Source organism: Pseudomonas sp. NIBRBAC000502773 (genome assembly GCF_006517195.1).
Classification (GTDB): Bacteria; Pseudomonadota; Gammaproteobacteria; order Pseudomonadales; family Pseudomonadaceae; genus Aquipseudomonas; species Aquipseudomonas marginalis.
Window position 1 is genome coordinate 841561 of record NZ_CP041189.1, and the last position, 21075, is coordinate 862635.

The following is a 21075-nucleotide window of genomic DNA, read 5'->3' on the forward strand; positions in this document are numbered from 1 at the left end:
AGACACTGACAGGTCACGACCAAAAACTGCTGCTTTAATTAACCGGGCGGTAAAAAACCACCTCGAAATTCCTGCCGGGCACGCTAAACTGCGCGCCTTGGCCGCCGTTTAGCCAGACAGGTAAGGCGCCCCAGGCGTCCAAACCCACGAATTCCCTGAAAAGAGTAGTGAACATGACTCAAGTCAAACTGACCACCAACCACGGTGACATCGTCATCGAGCTGAACGCCGAGAAAGCGCCGATCACCGTCGCCAACTTCATCGAGTACGTTAAGGCCGGCCACTACGAAAACACGGTTTTCCACCGTGTCATCGGTAACTTCATGGTCCAGGGCGGCGGTTTCGAGCCTGGCATGAAAGAAAAGAAAGACAAGCGCCCAAGCATCCAGAACGAAGCGGACAACGGCCTTTCCAACGACAAGTACACCGTCGCCATGGCCCGTACCATGGAGCCGCATTCGGCCTCCGCGCAGTTCTTCATCAACGTGGCCGACAATACCTTCCTCAACCACAGCGGCAAGAACGTACAGGGCTGGGGCTACGCCGTGTTCGGTAAAGTCACCGAAGGCCAGGACGTTGTCGACAAGATCAAAGGCGTGTCGACCACCTCCAAGGCCGGTCACCAGGACGTACCGGTCGAAGACGTGATCGTCGAGAAAGCCGAGATCGTTGAGTGATATTACTGATTTCAGATTTGCATCTGGAAGAGGAGCGCCCGGACATTACCCGGGCGTTTCTGGATCTGCTTCACAACCGCGCCCGTGGCGCCCAGGCGTTGTACATTCTGGGGGACTTCTTTGAAGCCTGGATTGGCGACGATGGGATGACGCCCTTCCAGCGTTCGATCTGCGAGGCTCTGCGCGAGCTGAGCGACAGCGGTACCCCGATTTTTATCATGCATGGCAACCGCGACTTCCTGCTCGGCAAGGCGTTCTGCAAAGCGGCAGGCGCCACCTTGCTCAAGGACCCGAGTGTCGTGCAGCTCGCAGGCGAACCCGTGCTGTTGATGCACGGCGACAGCCTCTGCACCCGCGACCTTGGCTATATGAAGCTGCGGCGCATCCTGCGTAACCCGATGGTGCTGTTTATCCTGCGTCACTTGCCGTTGCGCACCCGCCACCGGCTGGCGCGCAAGCTGCGCAGTGAAAGCCGCGCGCAAACCCGCATGAAGGCCAACGACATTGTCGATGTCACGCCCGAGGAAGTGCCGCGGGTGATGCAGCAGTTCGGCGTGCGCACCCTGGTCCACGGCCACACGCACCGCCCGGCGATCCATAAGCTGCAGATTGGCGACCAGGCGGCCAAGCGCATTGTGCTGGGGGATTGGGACAAGCAGGGCTGGGCGTTGCAGGCGGATGAGCAAGGCTTTCAGTTGGCGGCGTTTGACTTCGTCAATCCGCAACTGGCGTTGCCTGGCGCCTGATCCTCGAATCCCACTGATCCAATGTGAACAGAGATCAAAATGTGGGAGGGGGCTTGTCCCCTCCCACACTTGATTGCATTTCAGTCTTTGCCAATCAGTGACCCGAAGCAGCCGGCCCCGCTTTTGCGGTAAACGGCGGCTTCGCCAGCCATACCAGCAGCATCAACCCCATGAACATCCACCCCAGCAACGTGAAGTAATCCACGGTGGACATCATGTACGCCTGGCTGGTGAGGATCTGGTCCAGTTGCGCGTAGGCCTTGTGCCCTGCCCCACCGAGCGCCTGCAGCGCGTCGCGGGTGGCCGAGTCATAGGTGGTCATGTTCTCGCTCATGTACGCATGGTGCTGGTCCGCCCGGCGGATCCAGATCCAGGTGGTCAGCGAGGCCGCAAAGCTGCCGCCCAGGGTCCGCAGAAAGGTCGCAAGACCGGCGCCGTCGGCGATCTGGTGCGGTGGCAGGTCGGACATCAGGATGCTCAAGGTCGGCATGAAGAACAGCGCCACGCCGATGCCCATGAACAACTGCACCAGGGCGATGTGGGTGAAGTCCACCTCATTGGTGAAACCCGCGCGCATAAAGCAGCTCAGGCCGATCGCCAGGAACGCCAGGCCCGCCAGCAGGCGCAGGTCGAACTTGTGCGCGTACTTGCCCACGAACGGTGACATCAGCACCGGCAGGATGCCGATCGGCGCCACCGCCAGGCCGGCCCAGGTGGCGGTGTAGCCCATCTGGGTTTGCAGCCACTGCGGCAGGATCAGGTTGATGCCGAAGAAGCCCGCGTAGCCGAGGATCAACACAATCGTGCCGATGCGAAAGTTGCGGTAGGCAAACAGCCGCAGGTTGACCACCGGGTGCTTGTCGGTCATTTCCCAGATGATGAACACCGCCAGGGCAATCACCGAAATCGCCGCGCCCACAATGATGAAGTTGGATTCGAACCAGTCCAGGTCGTTGCCCTTGTCGAGGATAATCTGCAGCGCGCCGACGCCCACGATCAGGCTCAACAGCCCGACGTAATCCATCGGCTGGTAGCTGGTGGTCACCGGGCGCTTCTTCAATTGCGCACGCACCACCATCACCGCAAAGATGCCGATGGGGACGTTGATAAAGAAGATCCACGGCCAGCTGTAGCTGTCAGTGATCCAGCCACCGAGGATCGGCCCTGCAATCGGCGCCACCACCGTGACCATTGCCAGCAACGCCAGGGCCATGCCACGCCTGGCCGGCGGGTAGACCGCGATCAGCAGCGTCTGGGTCATCGGGTACAACGGCCCGGCCACCAGGCCTTGCAGCACCCGGAAGCCGATCAATTCGGGCATCGAAGTGGAAATACCGCAGAGGAACGAGGCCAGCACAAACAGCATGGTGGCCCACAGGAACAGCTTCACTTCGCCAAACCGCCGGCTCAACCAACCGGTCAGCGGCAAGGCGATGGCGTTGCTCACCGCAAACGAGGTGATCACCCAGGTGCCCTGCTCCGAACTCACGCCGAGGTTGCCGGAAATGGTCGGCAAGGCCACGTTGGCGATGGTGGTGTCGAGCACCTGCATAAAGGTCGCCAGCGACAGGCCAATGGTGGCCATCAACAGGCTGGGCGGCGTGAAGGAGGCGTTATTGCTCATCAGCGTTGCACAGCCTTGGGCGCGGCGATGCTGTTGGCATGGATCAACTCGGTGATCATGGCGTCAGCCTCGGCCAATTGACGGTCGTACACGTTGGTGGTGAAGGTCGCCTTCTGCGGCGCCTGTTGCGCCAGCACCGGGCCGCTCTGGTCATGCAGGTCGACATTGACGACGGTGCTCAGGCCGACCCGCAGCGGGTGCTTGGCCAGTTCTTCGGCATTGATGTGGATGCGTACCGGCACCCGTTGCACGATCTTGATCCAGTTACCGGTGGCGTTCTGCGCCGGCAGCAGGGCAAACGCACTGCCGGTGCCGGCGCCAAGGCTATCCACGGTGCCGCTGAATTTCACGTCGCTGCCGTAGATGTCCGACTCGATGTCCACCGGCTGGCCAATGCGCATGTCGCGCAATTGGGTTTCCTTGAAGTTGGCGTCGATCCACAGCTGGTTCAGCGGGATCACCGCCATCAACGCCGTACCCGGCTGCACGCGCTGGCCCAGTTGCACGGTGCGCTTGGCCACGTAGCCGGTGACCGGCGCGATCAAGGTGCTGCGCGCATTGGCCAGGTAGGCCTGGCGCAGTTGCGCGGCGGCGGCCTGCACGTCCGGGTGGGACGAGATCACGGTGTCATCCACCAGCGCATTGCTGGTCTTGAGTTGCTGCTCAAGGTTGGTCAGCGCGTTTTTCGCGGCGGTCAGGCTGTCACGGGCGTGGGACAGTTCTTCCTGGGAAATCGCGCCGCCCTGGGCCAGGGTCTTGCGACGATTGAAGTTGTCCTGGGCAGTTTGCACATCGGCTTTCTGTGCGTTGACCTGGGCTTTCATGCCATCGACGTTGCTGTACAAGCCCCGCACCTGGCGCACGGTACGGGCCAGGTTGGCCTGGGCACTTTGCAGGCCGACGGCGGCGTCGTTGGGGTCGAAGTTGATCAGCACCTGGCCTTCGTGGACCAGGTCGCCATCGTCCGCGCCGATGCTGACCACGGTGCCGGTGACCAGCGGGGTGATTTCCACCACGTTGCCGTTCACATAGGCGTCGTCGGTGCTCTCGTTGAAGCGCCCGTAGAATTCATACCAGCCCCATACGCCCACGACGCCGAGGATGACGATCAGCGCGAGGCCGATCAGCATGACCTTGCGTTTGCGTGGGTTGTTGTCTTTGGGTTGTTCTGTAGCGTTGGTGTTTTCGGCAGTGGCCATGACAAATACCTCAAATTATTCCGTGCGGGTGGCTGGGGTGGTCGACGCCACGTTGTCGGCGCTGTATCCGCCACCCAGGGCCTGCATCAATTGAATCGACAGATCGATTTGCCCGGCATTCAGGGTCGCCAGCTGACGCTGGGCTTGCAGCAATTGCTGCTCGATGCTGAGCACGTCCAGGTAGTTACCGACCCCTGAGCCGTAGCGCTGGACCACGGTGTCGTAGGACTGCTGGGCAATGTCCGTGGCGTGTTGCTGGGCCTGGATCTGCCGACCGGTTTCGCGCAGTTGCGAAAGGGTGTTGCCGATATCGCCCAAGGCCTGCACCAGGGTCTTGTTGTACTGGGCCACGGCCAGGTCGTAGTCGGCATCGCGCGCATCGAGGTCGGCGCGCAGGCGGCCGCCATCGAAGATCGGCAACGAGATCGTCGGCGCAATGTTGAAGAAGCGGCTGGCCGAGCCGAACATCGCATCCCCCAGCAACGACTCGGCCCCGGCGCTCGCGCTGAGGTTGAGGTTGGGGTAGAAGCGCGTCTTGCTGGCGGCGATGTCCTTGCTCGCGGCCTCGACTCGCCAGCGCGCGGCGATCAGGTCCGGGCGGCGGCCCAGCAGCTCGGCGGGCAACACCGAAGGCACGGCGACAGCGGCGGGCTTGAGTACATTCGGACGGGCCAGTTCGCCGCCTCGGTCGGGGCCTTTGCCGAGCAATACGGCAAGTGCGATTTTGGCGCTCTGCAGTTGTTTGTCGGCATCGATCAATTGCGACTGGGAGCTGGCTTCCAGGCTTTCGGTCTGCTGGTACTGGTACTGGCTGTCGATGCCCGCAGCCAGGCGGCGCTTGCTCAGGTCGAGCATTTGCCGGGTGCGCTTGAGGTCATCGCCGGCCAGGTCGCGCACGATGTGCGCCTGGCCCAGGTCGCTGTAGGCCTTGGCCACATCGGCAGCGAGGGTCAGGCGCGCGGCCTGCTGGTCGACTTCGGCGGCACGGGCCTGGCCCAGCGCGGCTTCCCAGGCGGCGCGTTGGCCACCCCAGAGGTCGAAATTGTAATTGAAGCTGGCGCCGATATTACGCACGGTCGAGTAGGCATCGCCCTCGCCGCGCGGGTCCTGGTCCTTGGCCAGGCGTGAACGGCTCACGCCGGCGCTGGCATCCAGGGTCGGCATGCGTGCGGCATTCGCGGCATAGGCGGCGGCTTCGGCCTGATGGGCACGGGCGCTGGCGACTTGCATGTCGGGGCTGTTTTGCAGGGCTTCCTGGATCAGGCCGTCGAGCTGCGGGTCGCCGAGTTTTTTCCACCAGTCGGCGCTGGGCCAGGCGGCACTCGACAGGGTCACCCCGCTCAGGGATTTACCGGTCTGCAAGGTGTTGGCGTCGAGGCGCCGGCCCTGGGTGTCGAGGCCGCTGTAGTTGGCGCAACCGGCCATGCTCATGGCCACGAGCACCAGGCATAGGGCACGTGTGTTCATGCTTTACCTACCCGCTGCAGGGTGATGGGATCACCGGCAGCTATCAGAATTTTCTTGAGGATCCGTTCCAGGGTTTCCAGCTCGCCGGGTTCAAGCACGCCCGCCAACTGGTTCAACGCCTGGGCGCCTATATGCGGCAGCATGTCTGCCAGGCGCTGGCCGTCGGTAGTCAGCACCAACTGCACCTGGCGGCGGTCCTGCTCGGAGCGTTTGCGGTCCAGCAGGCCTTTCTGCTCGAGGCGGTCGAGCATGCGGGTCATCGAACCGCTGTCCAGGGACAGGTTGCGGCACAGTTCGGCCGGGGTGTCGACGCCGAACTGGGCCATGATGATCAGCACCTTGAACTGCGCGGCTGTGATGCCGTGGGGTTCCATGTGGGTGTCGATGATGCGGTCCTTGAGGAGCGCCGCACGGCCCAGCAACAGCCCGAGGTGGCAGTTGTGGAAGTTTTCAGGGGTGAAGTGGGGCATCGGAAGTCACCTTATTACTGCCTAGGCAGTGAATGTATGACGAGATGTTACTGCCTAGGCAGAGAAAGTCAAATGGAATAATTAGCTTGCTTGCTAATGTGGGAGGGGGCTTGCCCCCGATAGCGTTGGGTCAGTCACTGATGTGTTGACTGAACGACTGCTATCGGGGGCAAGCCCCCTCCCACATTTTGTACCGCGAAAGGATCTAGAAATCGCGCTTATAGAAGATGTCGAGGGAACTGGCCACGCCACTCGCCACTTCCAGGTACACCTTCTTGCTCAGCAGGTAGCGCAAGGCAATGGTGCTGGCCGGTTCGAACACCCCTACCCCGTAACGCAGGCTGAGTTTCTCGGTGATCTTGCCGCTGGCCACCACGGCCGTATTATTGCCGCTGCCCTGGGTGTCGAGGTCGAAGTCGCGAATCCCCAGTTTGTTGGCAAGATCCGAGGTGACCCCGGCGCTGCCCATCAGGCCAAGGCCGAGGGCGGCCTGGGCGAGCATGTTGTTGTCTTCGCCGGTGGAGCTCAGCGGACGGCCCAGCACCAGGTAGGACAGCGCCTGTTCCTGGCTCATGGCCGGTTCCGAGAAGATCTGCGTGGTGGGCTGCTCGGCGCTGCCGCTGAGGCGGATACCGGCGACGACATCGTCGGTCTTGCGGATCGCTTCGATATCCAGGTATGGCTGGTCGAGCGGCCCGGCGAACAGCAGACGTGCGCGGCGCACATCCAGGCGCTGGCCATAGGCGCGGTAGCGACCGTCGTTGAGCCACAACTCGCCACGGGTGTCCATGTTGTCGCCGATGTGCACATGGCCCTGCACCTTGGCGGTGAGGCCGAAGCCCGAGAAGTTGAGCTGGTCTTCGCCCACCGCCACGTCGATATCCATGGCCATGGCCATCGGTGGCGTGCCCTCTTCGGTCTGGCTGCCGACGATCACGGTGTCATCCGAGACCTTGACCGTCGAAGGCGGCAGCTCACGCACGGTGATGTCCCCACGGGGGATTCGCACCTTGCCGGCAATCGCCAGTTTGTCGTTCTTCAGGCTGATCTTCAGGTCCGGGGCCACTTCCAGCACCGCATAGGGCTCCACCGTGACCGGCAATTGCGAGCCTTGCAGGCTGAGGTCCACCACCAGGGCCTGGCCCCAGTCGACCTGGCCCTTGAGGCTGCCCTGCCCGGCCTTGCCACTGCGCCATGCGCCATTCAATTGCACGCTTTCACCGGCAATCAGCGCCTGCACGTTCAAGCCTTCAAGGCTGATGGGCAATTCCGGCCCGGAGACTTCACCGCCCACCAGGTTGACGTTGCCGTTGACCTGCGGCGCCAGCAGGCCACCGGCGATCCGACCGCTGCCGTTGAGCTTGCCGCTGAGTTTCTCGACCATCGGCACAAACGGCCGCGCCACGGCGAGATCCAGACCGGTCAGGCTGAAATTGCCGCTGATCGGCTTGTTTTTCGGCAATGGGTTGATCTGCGCCTGCAACAGCAACTCGCCGAGCTTGCCGCCTCGGAAGTTCAGCTGGGTGTCGATGCGCTTGGGGTTGAGGGTGGTTTCCAGCGTGAGGGTGTCGTAGGGGAAATCCAGCCACTGGTCCTTGTCCTTGACCCGCAGGGTACCGCCGCTGGCATCCACCGCGACCACGCCTTTGGGGCCGCTGTCGGGAAGGTCCAGTTGGACGTCGGCGTTGAGCTTGCCCTGCCAGGCGAAGTCCTTGGGCAGAAACGCCGCCAGGCTGTCGATGGGGAATTGCTTGAGGTGGTAGCGCAATTTGGGTTCGGGCATCAGGCGCTGGTCTTCACCGCACAGGCTGGTCGCACCGGAGACCCAGCAGTGAGCCGCAAAAGTCAGCTTGCCGTCGGCCATGCGCTCGATTTTTGCCGGCGCCTGCAGCTTCCAGTCCTGGCCACCCGCCTGCACATCGCCACTGGCCAGGCGACCGCGCCAGTTGCCTTTGTCGAGGCTGCCGTCCAAGGCCAGAGCCAGCTTGACCAAGGGGCCGGCCAGGTCGAGTTGGACCTTCTGGTTCCTGATATCGCCCTGGGCGCTGGCGGTGAGCGTGCCCACCTGGGTGTCACCGCTTTGAATCCCGCTGCCCTTGAGGTCGATTTTCCCGCGCTGGGCACTGTCCAGGGTCGCACCCAGGCTCAGGCTTTGCAGGCGATTATCGGCGAACGCCAGTTGCTGGCCCTTGAGGTCGAGTTGGCCTTGGGGCGCCTTGAGGCTGCCGGCCACGTCGAGTCGGCCATTGACCTGCCCACGTAATTGCGGCCACAGCTGGGCCAGGCGCGCCAGCTTGATATCGATCTGCCCGGCCAGGCGTTGCTGCAGGCTGCCGCTGCCGTTGATGCGGTTGTCGCCCAGGCGGACATCCAGATTGGCCAGGGTCCATTGCTCGCCCGCGCCCTCGGCCTTGGCCGCCAGCACCGCGGTTTGCCCACGCAGGCGGCCCTTGAGGTCGAGGTCGGCGTTGAGCTTGAGCTGCTCGTTTTTGAATTCACCTTGGCTGCGCAAGGGGCCAGCCAGCGTGCCCGGCAATTCCGCCACCCAGTACGCCGGGTTCAGCGCCGACAGGTCCAACGCGGTATCCCACGCAATACCATCGGCAAATTGCAGGTTCAAATGCCCTTCGGCCTTGCCTTGGCCGGCGGTCAGCTTCAGCTCAGGCAGGAAGATTTGCGTGAGGTCGCCACTGAACGGCGTGACCAGATTGAATTTGCCCGCCGGGCCGTCCAGGTCGGCCTTGAGGTTGCCGAGGTAGTTGCCGTCTTTGTAGGAAACCTCACCGTTGAAGGTGCGCAACACCACCTGTGGCTCGTCGATCAGCGGGTAGAGGCGATGCCAGGGAAAGTCCAGCCAGTCGATCTTGGCCTCGGCGCTGAAGCCTTGTTGCCAGTCCAACTGCGCCGTGAGCTTGAGGCTTTGTTTGTCGCCGGCATTCAGGTCCAGGCCGGCGATCTGCGCGCCCTTGGCGTCGACCTTGCCTTGCAGCAGCAGGTCCACCGGGCCTTTTTCCGCCGGCAGCACAGCCTTGCCCAGCAGTTGGTAGCCGCTGCCCAGGTCGCCCTTGGCGGTGAGGTCCAGTTGATTGAGTTGCAGGGTGTCGGGCAGATCGGCGCTGGGTTTGAAGCCATCGCCAGTGAGGTGCAACTGGGCCGGGAGGTTGTCCACCAAGGGTTGCAGCTCGCCCTTGAGTTTGGCCGGCAGGTAGCCGCTGCTGTCGGCGTCGAGCCTGAGGGTCTTGAGCAGGTCGCCCTCGACCTTGAGCGCCACCGTCCACGGCGCGCCGCCGGGGGCGTAGGGCAGGCTCAGATTGCCGCTGGCGGTCAGCGGCCAGTCGCCGCTGGGTTGCAACAGGCCGTTCAGGTCCAGCACCAGGCCGTCCCGTTGCAGGTGCACCGCGTCAATCTGCATGCCGGCGGCGGTCCAGTGCGCGGCCAGTTGCAGGCCCTTGAGTTGTTCGCTGCCGTTAAGCAGCAGGCTGCCGACACGAACGTCGCCCAACTGAATGGAAACGGGCAGCTTCAGGTCGGGCAATTGAATCGGCTCGCTGCTTTCTTCGGTGCTCGGCGCAACGTCCAGGCGGACTTGCTCCACATCCAGGCGATTGATGCACAGGGTCATGCGCAACAAGCACGCCGGCGACCAGTCAAACGTCGGCGCATCGAGTTCGACGCGACTGCCGTCCTGCGCCCACAGCAGATGATCGGCGCGCCACTGGCCGCCCAGACGGCCGTGGAAATTCTCTACGCTCAAACCCGGTACACGCCCCAGCGCCCAGCGACTGCCCGCCTGGGTGCCGAGGACCGCCCACAGGGCCAGCAACAACACGGCAAGGATGGCCAGCACGGCCAGCCCCGCTATTTTCACACCACGCATCACAGCTCAGGCCCCATGGAAAAGTGCAATCGAACGCCGCCCGGGTCTTCCAGGGCATGGGCCAGGTCCAGGCGGATCGGGCCGACCGGCGAGACCCAGCGGATGCCGACACCCACACCGGTCTTCAAGCTGGGCAACTCCAGGGAGTTGAACGAGTTGCCCTGGTCGATAAAGGTCGCAATCCGCCATTTTTCGGCGATGGAATATTGATACTCGGCGCTCAGGGCCACCATGTAGCGGCCGCCGATACGGTCACCCCGGTCATTCTCCGGCGACAGGGTCTGGTACTCGTAGCCGCGCACGCTCTGGTCGCCACCGGCGAAGAACCGCAGCGATGGTGGCACCGACTTGTAGCCGTTGGTGGCACTGCCGCCGACCTGGGCCCGCGCCAGGAAGCGGTGGTTGTCCCACAGGGTGGTCAGGCCCTTGACCATGGCCGTGCCGTACAGCAGGTTGGTGTCGGAGCCCAACCCTTCCTTGGCCACCTTGCTGTCGAATTGCAGGCGGTAGCCGTTGTGGGGGTCGATGCGGTTATCGCTGCGCAGGTAGGAATAACTCACACCCGGCATCACCAGGTTACTGAGGCCCGAGTCATTGCCCAGGCGGTATTCTTCGCGCTGGTATTTGAGCGAGATCACCCGGGTCCAGCCACTGGGCAACTTGCTGTGCCATTCGGGCCCGAGGGTGAGCAATTTACTCAACGTGTCGGTGTTGGCGATTTCTTCATTCTGGTAACCGCCGGCGAAACGCAGTTTGTCGGTGAGCGGCGGGTCCAGCGGGATGTCGTACCACAACCCGACGTTCTGCCGAGGCGCCGACAGTTCAGCTTCCCAGCCATAGCTGTGGCCCTGGGGATTGACCCAGTGGCGCGTCCAGTTGGCCTTGCCGCGCGGGCCGACGTCGGTGGAGAAACCCAGGCCCAGGCCCATGGTGCGTGGCTTGCGGGTCTCCAGATTGACGGCCACCGGGATCACCTCGTTGGCCGAAGCCGCGGGTGCGGCGTCGACGCGCACGCCTTCGAAAAAGCCGCTGGCTTGCAGGTTCTGGTTGAGTTCGGCGATCAGCTCGGAATCGTAGGGGGCGCCACTTTTAAACGGCACCATGCGTTGCAGCAGCTCTTCGTCAAACGGCGTATCGCCGGCAAAGCTGACCTTGCCCAAGGTGTAGCGCGGGCCGCTGTCATAGATGAGTTCGATATCGGCGACACCGGCCTGGGGGTCTACCGAGAGTTTCTGGTGAGTGAAGCGCCCGCTGAAAAAGCCGTAGCGCGAGGCCTGGTTCTGGATCAGACGCTTGGCGTCTTCGTAGTGGCCGTGGTTGAGCACGGCGCCGGATTTGAGGTCGTCGCTGGCGGGCACGCGAAAGGCCTTGAGGTCCGCGGCCGGGCCGTCGACCCGAATGGTCACGTTGCGCAGATGCACCGGTTCGCCGGGGTCGATGGTGAGGATCAGGCGCGGGTTCTTGCCGCCCTTCACATCACTTTCGATCCGGGGCTGATAGAAACCTAAAGCCTGGGCGGCTTTGCGCGCCTGCTCTTCGGCCCCACGGCTGAACCGCAGCAAGGCGTCTTCGTCACGCTCGCCCACCCCGCCGATATAGCCTTCGATGTTGGCTTTCAACGCGTCGTTTTTTGGCTTGATCCGCACGTCCAATTCGCTTTGCGCGAATGCGCCGCAGCTTGTGAACAGCAGAACCAAGCCGCTGGTAAATCTTCCTGGAAACTTCATAGGCGCGGATGCTACACGAGCTGGGGAGAAACTTAGAACTCAGAGGATTCTGAAAAATTCTGCGCTAAGCCGTTGCAGCATGTAACACCTGTGGATTGGGGTGGAAAAATACGTGCTCCAGAATCGGTCCTACCGCCACTTCGCCGATCTCCTCATAGCCCTGGCGTTTGTAGAACTCCAGATAGCGCGAATTCCCCGTGTCCAACACCACACCGGACGAGTGCGGGTCTTCAGCGCACCAATTGTGTACCGCCTCCAGCAGCTGTTCACCGTAGTGCTTGCCCTGGAATTGCGGATGAATGCCCAGCAGCGGCAACACATGCACCGATTCGTTGGGCAGGCAGGCCATCACCGCATAGTGGTAGTCCAGGTAGCGCCGGGTGCCGCGCACGCCGGTGCTCAGCCACATGCGCAATTGCCAGGCCCAGCTTTCGGTAATCCCCAGGCGCCGCTGCGGTGGCGCGATCAGCGCGATACCTATCAGGCGGTCGTTGACGAACAGGCCGATGGCGGGAAGTTTCTGGAAGAAATGCTGCTTGACCAGTTCGCGCACCGTGGCACGTACCCGCTGTTCATAGCCTGCGCGTTCAGCTTCAAAGATGTAGGCAAACGTCGGCTCATGCCGATAGGCCTGGTACAGGAGCGAGCGTGCTTCGCGGGAGTAGCCGCTGTTGAGCAGGCGAACTTCGCCAATGGCAGTGTCAGTCATACAGTCAATCTCCCTGGGCGCCACTCAATAGATGGCGTTCTTATGGGTACGAACCTACGCAGCACCAGTCGTTCCCAGACATTAGCAGTGCATCTGTCCTACCGCCACGCTGGCCCCCGTCCGACTTGTCCGCTAGCATCGCCCTTTTGCCAGACTGGACCGCCGACCATGAAAATCGTCTCCTTCAATATCAACGGGCTGCGCGCCCGCCCTCATCAGCTGGCGGCACTGATTGAAAAACACCAACCCGACGTCATCGGCCTGCAGGAAACCAAGGTCCACGACGACCAGTTCCCCCTGGCCGAAGTGCAGGCCCTGGGCTATCACGTGTACTACCACGGGCAAAAAGGCCACTACGGTGTAGCGCTGCTCTCGCGAAAAGAAGCCTTGAGCGTGCACAAGGGCTTTGCCAGCGATGAAGAAGACGCCCAGCGCCGCTTTATCTGGGGCACCTTCGCCGATGAAAACGGCCAGCCGGTGACCATCATGAACGGCTATTTCCCACAAGGTGAAAGCCGCGACCATCCGACGAAGTTCCCGGCCAAGCAGCGTTTCTACGCAGACTTGCAGCACCTGCTGGAAAGCCAGTTCAGCAACGACCAGGCCCTGGTGGTGATGGGCGATGTGAACATTTCCCCGGAGGACTGCGACATCGGCATCGGCGCCGACAACGCCAAGCGCTGGCTGAAAACCGGCAAGTGCAGTTTCCTGCCCGAAGAGCGCGAGTGGATGGCGCGCCTGAAAAACTGGGGCCTGGTGGACAGTTTCCGCCACCTCAACCCCGAGGTGGCCGACCGTTTCAGTTGGTTCGACTACCGCAGCCGTGGGTTCGAGGATGAGCCCAAGCGTGGGCTGCGCATTGACGTGATCATGGCCTCCAATGGCTTGTTGCCACGGGTCAAGGATGCCGGGGTGGATTACGACCTGCGGGGCTTGGAGAAACCGTCTGACCATGCGCCGATCTGGCTTGAACTGAGCTGATACCCCTGACTGTACTCGGGCCAAATGTGGGAGGGGGCTTGCCCCCGATCGCGGTGTATCAGCAACAGATAAGCTGACTGTCAGTCACATTATTGAAATCCAACTGACTTAATCTCGCCGCACTCCCTTTGGCTTGAGAAGGTGCCGGCATGATGCTGCGCGTTCTGTTCCTGTTGTGTAGCGCGTTGTCCCTCTGCGTCGTGGCTGCCCCCCTCCCCGTTCCCGACCAAGGCCCGGCTTTGCGCATCCAGGGTTCCAACACCATTGGCGCGGCGCTGGGGCCGGCGTTGGTCAAGGGGTTGATGGAGCATCAGGGCCTGCAGGCGGTGCACAGCGAACCGGCCGAGGGCGCCAATGAACAGCGCGTGATCGGCAAGACGCGCCAGGGCAGGACGGTGACCGTCGAGGTGGCGGCCCATGGTTCCAGCACGGGGTTTGCCGCGCTGAAAAACGCCAGCGCCGACCTGGCCGCCTCGTCCCGGCCGATAAAAGACAGCGAACTGGTGGACCTCGAACCGCTCGGCGACCTGAAAAGCCCCGAGGCCGAGCAGGTGATCGCCATCGACGGCCTGGCCATTATCCTCAACCCGCGCAACCCGCTGAATACGTTGAACACCGAGCAACTGGCGCAGATTTTCAACGGCGAAATCAACACTTGGGAAGCATTGGGCGGTATCGGCGGCGCCATTCACCTGTACGCGCGGGATGATCAATCCGGCACCTATGACACCTTCAAGGACCTGGTGCTGCGCCTGCGCGGCAAGCCCCTGGCCGCGTCCGCCAAGCGCTTCGAGTCCAGCGAAGCGTTGTCCGATGCAGTGAGCCGGGATCCCCAGGGCATCGGTTTTATCGGCTTGCCTTACGTGCGCCAGGCCAAGGCGGTGGCGATTGTCGATGGCGACTCGCAACCGATGTTGCCGTTGAACAGTCTGATTGCCACCGAGGATTACCCGCTGTCACGCCGGCTGTTCTTCTACCTGCCGCCCTCCTCCGGCAACCCGTGGGCGAAGGCGCTGGTGGATTTTGCCCAGAGCAGCAAAGGCCAGGCGATTGTGGCGGCCAATGGGTTTATTGCGCAGCAGGTGCAGGCGATGACGGTGGAACCACGCCCTTCGATGCCCGACGACTACCAGGCGATTGCCCGCGACGCCCAGCGTTTGAGCGTGAATTTTCGCTTCGAGGAAGGCAGCGCCAGCCTGGACAACAAGGCGCGCCAGGACGTGCAGCGCGTCGTGGCCTATATAAAGCGCCACAACCAACTCGACAAGCAAGTAACGCTGGTGGGATTCGGCGATGCCAAGAATGACCCGCAACGGGCCGCGCTGCTCTCGAAGCTGCGGGCGATGGCGGTGCGCCGGGAGTTGGTCAAGAACGGCGTGGTATTGCGCGATATTCGTGGGTTTGGCGCACAGATGCCGGTGGCGGCGAATACGGCGGATGAGGGACGGATCAAGAATCGGCGGGTGGAGGTTTGGGTTTACTGAGGACTGCTGGATCTTCAGTGCCTGATCCGACCTCATCGGGGGCAAGCCCCCGATTCAGGCGACGCGGTGTTACTGCCCGCTGCGCATCAACTCTTTAGGCACATACTTGCCGATCTCGAACTTGCCGATGGCCGCGCGGTGCACTTCGTCCGGGCCGTCGGCCAGGCGCAGGGTGCGTTGCATGGCGTACATGTAGGCCAGCGGGAAGTCGTTGGAGACGCCGGCGCCGCCGTGGATCTGGATCGCGCGGTCGATCACCTTCAACGCCACGTTCGGCGCCACCACCTTGATCTGGGCGATTTCACTTTTCGCCACTTTATTGCCCACGGTGTCCATCATGTACGCCGCTTTCAAGGTCAGCAGGCGCGCCATGTCGATTTCCATGCGTGAGTCGGCGATCTTGTCGATATTGCCGCCCAGGCGCGCCAAAGGTTTGCCGAACGCGGTGCGGCTGACGGAGCGTTTGCACATCAGTTCCAGCGCGCGCTCGGCCATGCCGATGGAGCGCATGCAGTGGTGGATACGGCCGGGGCCAAGGCGGCCTTGGGCAATCTCGAAGCCTCGGCCTTCACCCAGTAGTACGTTTTCGTACGGCACGCGGACATTGTCGAACAGCACCTCGGCGTGGCCGTGGGGCGCATCATCGTAGCCGAACACCGGCAGCGGGCGTACGATTTTTACCCCGGGGGCATCCACCGGCACCAGGATCATCGAGTGCTGCTGGTGGCGCGGTGCATCCGGGTTGCTCAGGCCCATGAAGATCAGGATCTTGCAGCGCGGGTCGCAGGCGCCGGAGGTCCACCACTTCTTGCCGTTGATCACCCACTCGTCGCCCTGGCGCTCGGCACGGGCGGCCATGTTGGTGGCGTCCGAAGAGGCGACATCGGGCTCGGTCATGGCGAAGGCCGAACGGATCTCACCGCGCAGCAGCGGTTCGAGCCAGCGTTGTTTCTGCTCTTCGTTGGCGTAGCGCACCAGCACTTCCATGTTGCCGGTGTCGGGGGCGGAGCAGTTGAACGGTTCCGGACCCAGCAGCGAGCGGCCCATGATTTCGGCCAGGGGGGCGTATTCAAGGTTGGTCAGGCCGGCGCCCAGTTCGGACTCGGGCAGGAACAGGTTCCACAGGCCTTCGGCTTTCGCCCGGGCCTTCAGCTCTTCCATGATGGCGGTGGGCTGCCAGCGGTCGCCTTCGTTGACCTGGCGTTCGAACACCGGCTCGGCCGGGTAAACGTAAGCGTCCATGAACGCTGTAACACGTTCACGCAGTTCCTGAACCTTGGGCGAATAGGCGAAATCCATGAGCAGCTCCCTTCTTTGAGAGGTTGTTTAGGTCATGCAATCGATGCTAGAACAGCGTTGATAATTTACCTAGCCTATTCTCGGCGTGTATTAACATTCATCACCGATATATGATCGACATATGAGCACGTAACAAATCGCCACCTAATAATAAGAGCGCAACCCAATGAATCTGAGCAAGGTCGACCTCAACCTCTTTATCGTCTTCGACGCGATCTACACCGAAGCCAACCTGACCCGCGCCGGGCAGATTGTCGGCATCACCCAGCCGGCGGTGTCCAACGCCCTGGCGCGCCTGCGCGAGACGTTCAACGACCCGCTGTTCGTGCGCACCGCCCAAGGTATGGTGCCCACGCCGATGGCGCAGAACATCATCGGCCCGGTGCGCAATGCGCTGTCGTTGCTGCGGGTGTCGGTGCAGGAAAGCCGCATCTTCAACCCGCAGCAGGCGGCCAAGACCTACCGCATCAGCATGACCGACCTCACCGAAGCGGTGATTCTGCCGCTGCTGTTCCAACGCCTGCGCCGCCTGGCGCCCACCGTGGTGATCGAGAGTTTCCTGTCCAAACGCCGCGAGACCACCAAGGAACTGGCAGCCGGGCGCCTGGATTTTGCCGTGGACGCGCCGCTCAACACCGACCCGCAGGTACGCCACGTCAAGCTGATGGAAGACCGCTACGTGTGCGCCATGCGCAAGGGCCATCCCATGGCGGGCAAGGACAAGTTCACCCTGGATGACTACCTGTCGCTGACCCATATCCATATCTCCAGCCGCCGCAACGGCTTGGGCCACGTCGACCTGGCCCTGGGCAAGATGGGCATCCAGCGCAAGATCGCCCTGCGCTCCCAGCATTACCTGATGGCCTCGCAAGTGTTGCAGCAGACCGACATGGTCATGACCGTGCCCGAACGCTTCGCCCGCCGCCATGAGCTGCATTGGTTCAACCTGCCGGTCAACGACGTGCCACCGGTGGAAACCCACCTGTACTGGCATGAAAGCACCGACCAGGACCCGGCCAACCGCTGGATGCGCGAGCAGATGATCGAGTTGTGCCAGCAAGTCACCGCCCACGAGAAGAAGCTGGACAAACAACAGGCCTGAGGCTGAAGAACGCCCCCTGTGGCAGGGGGCTTGCCCCCGATGGGCTTCGCAGCGGTCCTTGACGTTTACGTCAACCTGCCATTAGCTTAGCGCCAAGACCTTCTTGAGCGCCCCCATGAGCACGACCTACAGCATCTCCGACCTCGCCCGCGAGCTCGACATCACCACCCGCGCCATTCGTTTCTATGAAGAACAAGGCCTGCTGGCCCCGGAACGCCGGGGCCAGGAGCGCATTTATTCGGCGCGGGACAAGGTCAGCCTCAAGCTGATCCTGCGGGGCAAACGCATCGGTTTTTCCCTGGCCGAGTGCCGTGAGCTGATCGAACTCTACGACCCCACCGGCGGCAACCAGATCCAACTCAACAGCATGCTGGCCAAGATCGCCGAGCGCCGTGAGCAGTTGGAACAGCAACTGCTGGATATCGAACAAATGAAGCTGGAGCTGGACACCGCCGAAGAGCGTTGCACCCAGGCCCTGGCGCAAACCATGGGCCAGGTTGGCCATTGATCAGAAGGTAGCTGCCATGTCCCTCCCCTCCCATGTGCGCCTGGTGGAAGTCGGCCCGCGCGACGGCTTGCAGAACGAAGCCCAGCCCATCAGCGTGGCCGACAAGGTCCAATTGGTGGACGCCCTCAGCGCGGCGGGCCTGAGCTATATCGAAGTCGGCAGTTTTGTCTCGCCCAAGTGGGTGCCGCAAATGGCCGGTTCCGCCGACGTGTTCGCGCAGATCCAGCGCAAGCCCGGCGTAACCTACGGTGCGCTGGCGCCAAACCTGCGTGGTTTCGAGGACGCGTTGGCGGCGGGCGTGAAGGAAGTGGCGGTGTTTGCCGCAGCCTCCGAGGCGTTTTCCCAGCGCAATATCAACTGTTCCATCAGCGAAAGCCTGGAGCGTTTTGCGCCGATCATGGCGGCGGCCAGGCAGCACGGCATCAGCGTGCGCGGCTATGTGTCCTGTGTGCTGGGTTGCCCTTACGAAGGTGAGATTGCGCCGGAACAGGTGGCGGCGGTCGCGCGGGAGCTGTATGCCATGGGCTGCTACGAGGTCTCCCTGGGCGACACCATCGGCACCGGCACGGCGGGCACCACGCGGCGGCTGTTCGAGGTGGTCGGCGCGCAGGTGCCACGGGACAAACTGGCGGGCCACTTCCATGACACCTATGGCCAGGCCATCGCCAATATCTATGCCGGCCTGCTGGAAGGCATCACGGTATTCGACAGCTCTATTGCAGGCCTCGGCGGCTGCCCCTATGCCAAGGGCGCCAGCGGTAACGTCGCCACCGAAGATGTGCTGTACCTGCTCAATGGCCTCGGGATCGACACCGGCATCGACCTGGACGCATTGATTCGCGCGGGCCTGCACATCAGCCATGTCCTCGGCCGCCCCACGGGCTCGCGCGTAGCCAAGGCGCGGACAGCCGGTTGAGTAGCGTAGCCGTGACAATGTGTTACCGCACGGCTACACATCGAGTAACACGGGAACATATTTTGTCGTATTTTCTGTAGGCTGAGCCCTACTAAAAAATCAACTTATTGATTTTAAAGGGATTTTAAAAGTTGGCACGCCTTCTGCTATCTCTATGGCATAACAAGAATAAAAAGCGCCAAACCTAATAAAAATAAGACGAAACGACTCTGACATAACAAAAACAACACGGCAGAGACGCAGCTAACAGATTTTTTTGGAGAAGATGTGCTTCGCAGGGTACGGCATGCCGAAACCCGCAACCGGTTAGAGAAAAATAAAACTACCTCAGGTAGCTACCCACTGGTTGGATCGTTAACGAAGAAGCAGATCAGCGCTCAAAAAAATACGTTTGCTCTTGACCCCGGATGGGGGTCGCCAAAAACAGCGGTAAAGGGTAACGGTTGCCAAAAACAACAATAGACCGCCCCTCAATAATAAAAAAAGAGCACGCAACGACAAATTAAAGGGGACCTTCGGGTCCCCTTTGTGCTTTCTGGCCTTTAACCCTGCCCTGCCCCCAGCTCTTCGATCGAGATCTCGCGCATGCGGAATTTCTGGATCTTGCCCGTCACCGTCATTGGAAACTCCTCCACGAACTTGAAGTACCGGGGCGTCTTGAAGTGCGCGATGCGGCCCTTGCACCAGGCCTGCAGTTCCAGCTCGTCGGCCACATGGCCCGGATGCAACTTGACCCAGGCCACGATCTCTTCGCCGTAACGCTCGTCCGGAATGCCGATGACCTGCACATCGGCCACCGCCGGGTGGGTGAAGAAAAACTCTTCCACCTCGCGCGGGTACACGTTTTCGCCACCGCGAATGATCATGTCCTTGTTGCGCCCGGCGATGCACACATAGCCGTGGGCATCCATGGTGGCCAGGTCGCCGGTGTGCATCCAGCCCGCAGCGTCGATGGCCTCGCGGGTGCCGTCGGGGTTGTTCCAGTAGCCGAGCATCACGCTGTAGCCACGGGTGCAGAGTTCGCCGACCTGGCCACGGGGCAGCGTGTTACCGGCTTCATCGATGATCTTGCTTTCCAGTTGCGGCTGGGTGCGGCCGACGGTGGTCACGCGGCGCTCCAGATCGTCATCCGCGCCGGTTTGCAGGGATACGGGGCTGGTCTCGGTCATGCCGTAGGCAATCTGCACCTCGCCCATGTGCAATTCGCCGATGACCCGGCGCATCACCTCGATGGGGCACGTGGCGCCGGCCATGATGCCGGTGCGCAGGGTGGACAGCTCGAACTCGCCCCGGCGTGGGTGATCGAGCAGGGCAATAAACATGGTGGGCACGCCGTACAGGCCAGTGGCGCGCTCTTCGGCCACGGCGGTGAGGGTCAGCAGCGGATCGAAGCCGTCATTCGGGTAGATCATGGTGGTGCCATGGGTGATGCAGCCCAGGTTGCCCATCACCATGCCGAAGCAGTGGTACAGCGGCACCGGGATCACCAGGCGGTCCTGCGCGGTGAGGCCCAGGCTTTCGCCGACCATATAGCCGTTATTGAGGATGTTGTGATGACTGAGGGTGGCGCCCTTGGGGAACCCGGTGGTGCCGGAGGTGTACTGGATATTGACGGCTTGATCGAAGTGCAGGCTGGCCTGGCGGCTGTGCAACTGCTCGGGCGGCAGGCCCGCACCGAGGGCCGCCAGTTCCGACCAGGGCAGGAAGCCCGGGGGCGGGCTGGGGTCGAGGCTGATCATGCCGCGCAGCTCAGGCTGCAATGCCTGCAACATCGCGTGGTAGTCGGAGGTCTTGAACGCGCCGGCGCACACCAGCCACTCGCAGCCGGACTGCTTGAGCACGTAGTCCAGTTCACTGCTGCGGTACGCCGGGTTGATATTGACCAGGATCACGCCAATCTTGGCGCTGGCGATCTGGCTGATGCACCACTCGGCGCAATTGGGCGCCCAGATGCCCAGGCGGTCGCCGGTCTGCATACCCAAGGCCAGGAACGCGCGGGCGTGCACCTCGACGGTCTCGGCCAGTTGCCGCCAGGTGTAGCGACGCTGCTGATGGCGCACCACAAGGGCTTCGCCATCGGGGTATTGCGCCACGGTGTGATCGAAGGCCTGGCCAATGGTCATGGCCAGCAAGGCCTTGTCCTGGGAGCCACGGCTGTAGCTCGGATGCGGTTGATCCATAACGACCCCTGTTGTCTTTTTTGTAGGTTGACGTATACGTAAACTACGATTGACAGCGCCGTAACGCAAGCTTACGTTAACGTAAAGGTGAGCGCCCTTTCCCTGACGC

At 62.2% G+C, this 21075-nt stretch carries 16 protein-coding genes; 7 read left to right on the forward strand and 9 right to left on the reverse strand.

Annotation, left to right across the window (positions count from 1 at the left end; all coding sequences use genetic code 11):
* The first annotated feature begins 173 nt into the window (after positions 1 to 173).
* Both NIBR502773_RS03795 and lpxH read left to right on the forward strand, forming a co-directional pair.
* A complete protein-coding gene (locus tag NIBR502773_RS03795) occupies positions 174 to 677 on the forward strand; it encodes a peptidylprolyl isomerase (RefSeq protein WP_027606287.1) in 504 nt (167 codons plus the stop codon).
* Entirely contained in the window at positions 674 to 1423 is a 750-nt protein-coding gene (gene lpxH, locus NIBR502773_RS03800; protein ID WP_115488495.1) for a UDP-2,3-diacylglucosamine diphosphatase, read from the forward strand. Before NIBR502773_RS03795 ends, lpxH begins: the two co-directional genes overlap by 4 nt.
* Before the next feature lie 94 nt (positions 1424 to 1517).
* Here lpxH and NIBR502773_RS03805 read toward each other — a convergent pair whose 3' ends face one another.
* The 7 genes from NIBR502773_RS03805 to NIBR502773_RS03835 form a co-directional block, all read right to left on the reverse strand.
* Positions 1518 to 3047 carry a DHA2 family efflux MFS transporter permease subunit gene (locus NIBR502773_RS03805; protein WP_092357648.1) on the reverse strand — a complete coding sequence of 510 codons (1530 nt, stop codon included), beginning with the start codon at positions 3045 to 3047 and terminating at the stop codon, positions 1518 to 1520.
* Entirely contained in the window at positions 3047 to 4246 is a 1200-nt protein-coding gene (locus NIBR502773_RS03810; RefSeq protein WP_065927031.1) for an efflux RND transporter periplasmic adaptor subunit, read from the reverse strand. Before NIBR502773_RS03810 ends, NIBR502773_RS03805 begins: the two co-directional genes overlap by 1 nt.
* A gap of 15 nt (positions 4247 to 4261) precedes the next feature.
* The gene (locus NIBR502773_RS03815; RefSeq protein WP_141155401.1) at positions 4262 to 5713 is read right to left on the reverse strand and encodes an efflux transporter outer membrane subunit; all 1452 of its coding nucleotides are present in this window, start codon (positions 5711 to 5713) and stop codon (positions 4262 to 4264) included.
* Positions 5710 to 6183 carry a MarR family winged helix-turn-helix transcriptional regulator gene (locus tag NIBR502773_RS03820; RefSeq protein ID WP_141155402.1) on the reverse strand — a complete coding sequence of 158 codons (474 nt, stop codon included), beginning with the start codon at positions 6181 to 6183 and terminating at the stop codon, positions 5710 to 5712. Before NIBR502773_RS03820 ends, NIBR502773_RS03815 begins: the two co-directional genes overlap by 4 nt.
* A 205-nt stretch (positions 6184 to 6388) precedes the next feature.
* Positions 6389 to 10060, reverse strand: coding sequence for a translocation/assembly module TamB domain-containing protein (locus NIBR502773_RS03825; RefSeq protein WP_141155403.1), 3672 nt, complete (start codon positions 10058 to 10060; stop codon positions 6389 to 6391).
* A complete protein-coding gene (locus NIBR502773_RS03830) occupies positions 10060 to 11787 on the reverse strand; it encodes an autotransporter assembly complex family protein (RefSeq protein WP_141155404.1) in 1728 nt (575 codons plus the stop codon). The genes NIBR502773_RS03825 and NIBR502773_RS03830 overlap by 1 nt, the downstream gene beginning before the upstream one ends.
* 64 nt (positions 11788 to 11851) lie before the next feature.
* Positions 11852 to 12496 carry an N-acetyltransferase gene (locus NIBR502773_RS03835; protein WP_027606279.1) on the reverse strand — a complete coding sequence of 215 codons (645 nt, stop codon included), beginning with the start codon at positions 12494 to 12496 and terminating at the stop codon, positions 11852 to 11854.
* A 168-nt stretch (positions 12497 to 12664) separates the two neighbouring features.
* Between NIBR502773_RS03835 and xthA the strand changes: the two genes are divergently transcribed.
* Together xthA and NIBR502773_RS03845 are read left to right on the forward strand one after the other, a co-directional pair.
* Complete coding sequence (gene xthA, locus NIBR502773_RS03840) at positions 12665 to 13477, forward strand: exodeoxyribonuclease III (protein ID WP_027606278.1); 813 nt, start codon at positions 12665 to 12667, stop codon at positions 13475 to 13477.
* 149 nt (positions 13478 to 13626) lie between these two features.
* Positions 13627 to 14961: a substrate-binding domain-containing protein gene (locus tag NIBR502773_RS03845; RefSeq protein ID WP_141155405.1), complete on the forward strand. Its 1335-nt coding sequence runs from the start codon at positions 13627 to 13629 to the stop codon at positions 14959 to 14961.
* Positions 14962 to 15030: 69 nt separating this feature from the next.
* Here NIBR502773_RS03845 and NIBR502773_RS03850 read toward each other — a convergent pair whose 3' ends face one another.
* Positions 15031 to 16260, reverse strand: a complete 1230-nt coding sequence (locus tag NIBR502773_RS03850; RefSeq protein WP_141155406.1) for an acyl-CoA dehydrogenase — start codon at positions 16258 to 16260, stop codon at positions 15031 to 15033.
* Positions 16261 to 16426: 166 nt separating this feature from the next.
* On the opposite strand from NIBR502773_RS03850, the gene NIBR502773_RS03855 reads away from it, so the two are divergent.
* The 3 genes from NIBR502773_RS03855 to NIBR502773_RS03865 all read left to right on the forward strand — a co-directional run bounded on the left by NIBR502773_RS03855 (position 16427) and on the right by NIBR502773_RS03865 (position 18786).
* Positions 16427 to 17362 (forward strand): LysR family transcriptional regulator, encoded by a 936-nt coding sequence (locus NIBR502773_RS03855; protein ID WP_027606275.1) that lies wholly within the window; start codon positions 16427 to 16429, stop codon positions 17360 to 17362.
* A gap of 115 nt (positions 17363 to 17477) precedes the next feature.
* Positions 17478 to 17870 (forward strand): MerR family DNA-binding transcriptional regulator, encoded by a 393-nt coding sequence (locus NIBR502773_RS03860; protein WP_027606274.1) that lies wholly within the window; start codon positions 17478 to 17480, stop codon positions 17868 to 17870.
* Between the two features lie 16 nt (positions 17871 to 17886).
* Positions 17887 to 18786 (forward strand): hydroxymethylglutaryl-CoA lyase, encoded by a 900-nt coding sequence (locus NIBR502773_RS03865; protein ID WP_098479155.1) that lies wholly within the window; start codon positions 17887 to 17889, stop codon positions 18784 to 18786.
* Between the two features lie 542 nt (positions 18787 to 19328).
* Here NIBR502773_RS03865 and NIBR502773_RS03870 read toward each other — a convergent pair.
* Positions 19329 to 20966, reverse strand: a complete 1638-nt coding sequence (locus tag NIBR502773_RS03870) for an AMP-binding protein (RefSeq protein ID WP_141155407.1) — start codon at positions 20964 to 20966, stop codon at positions 19329 to 19331.
* Positions 20967 to 21075: the final 109 nt, after the last annotated feature.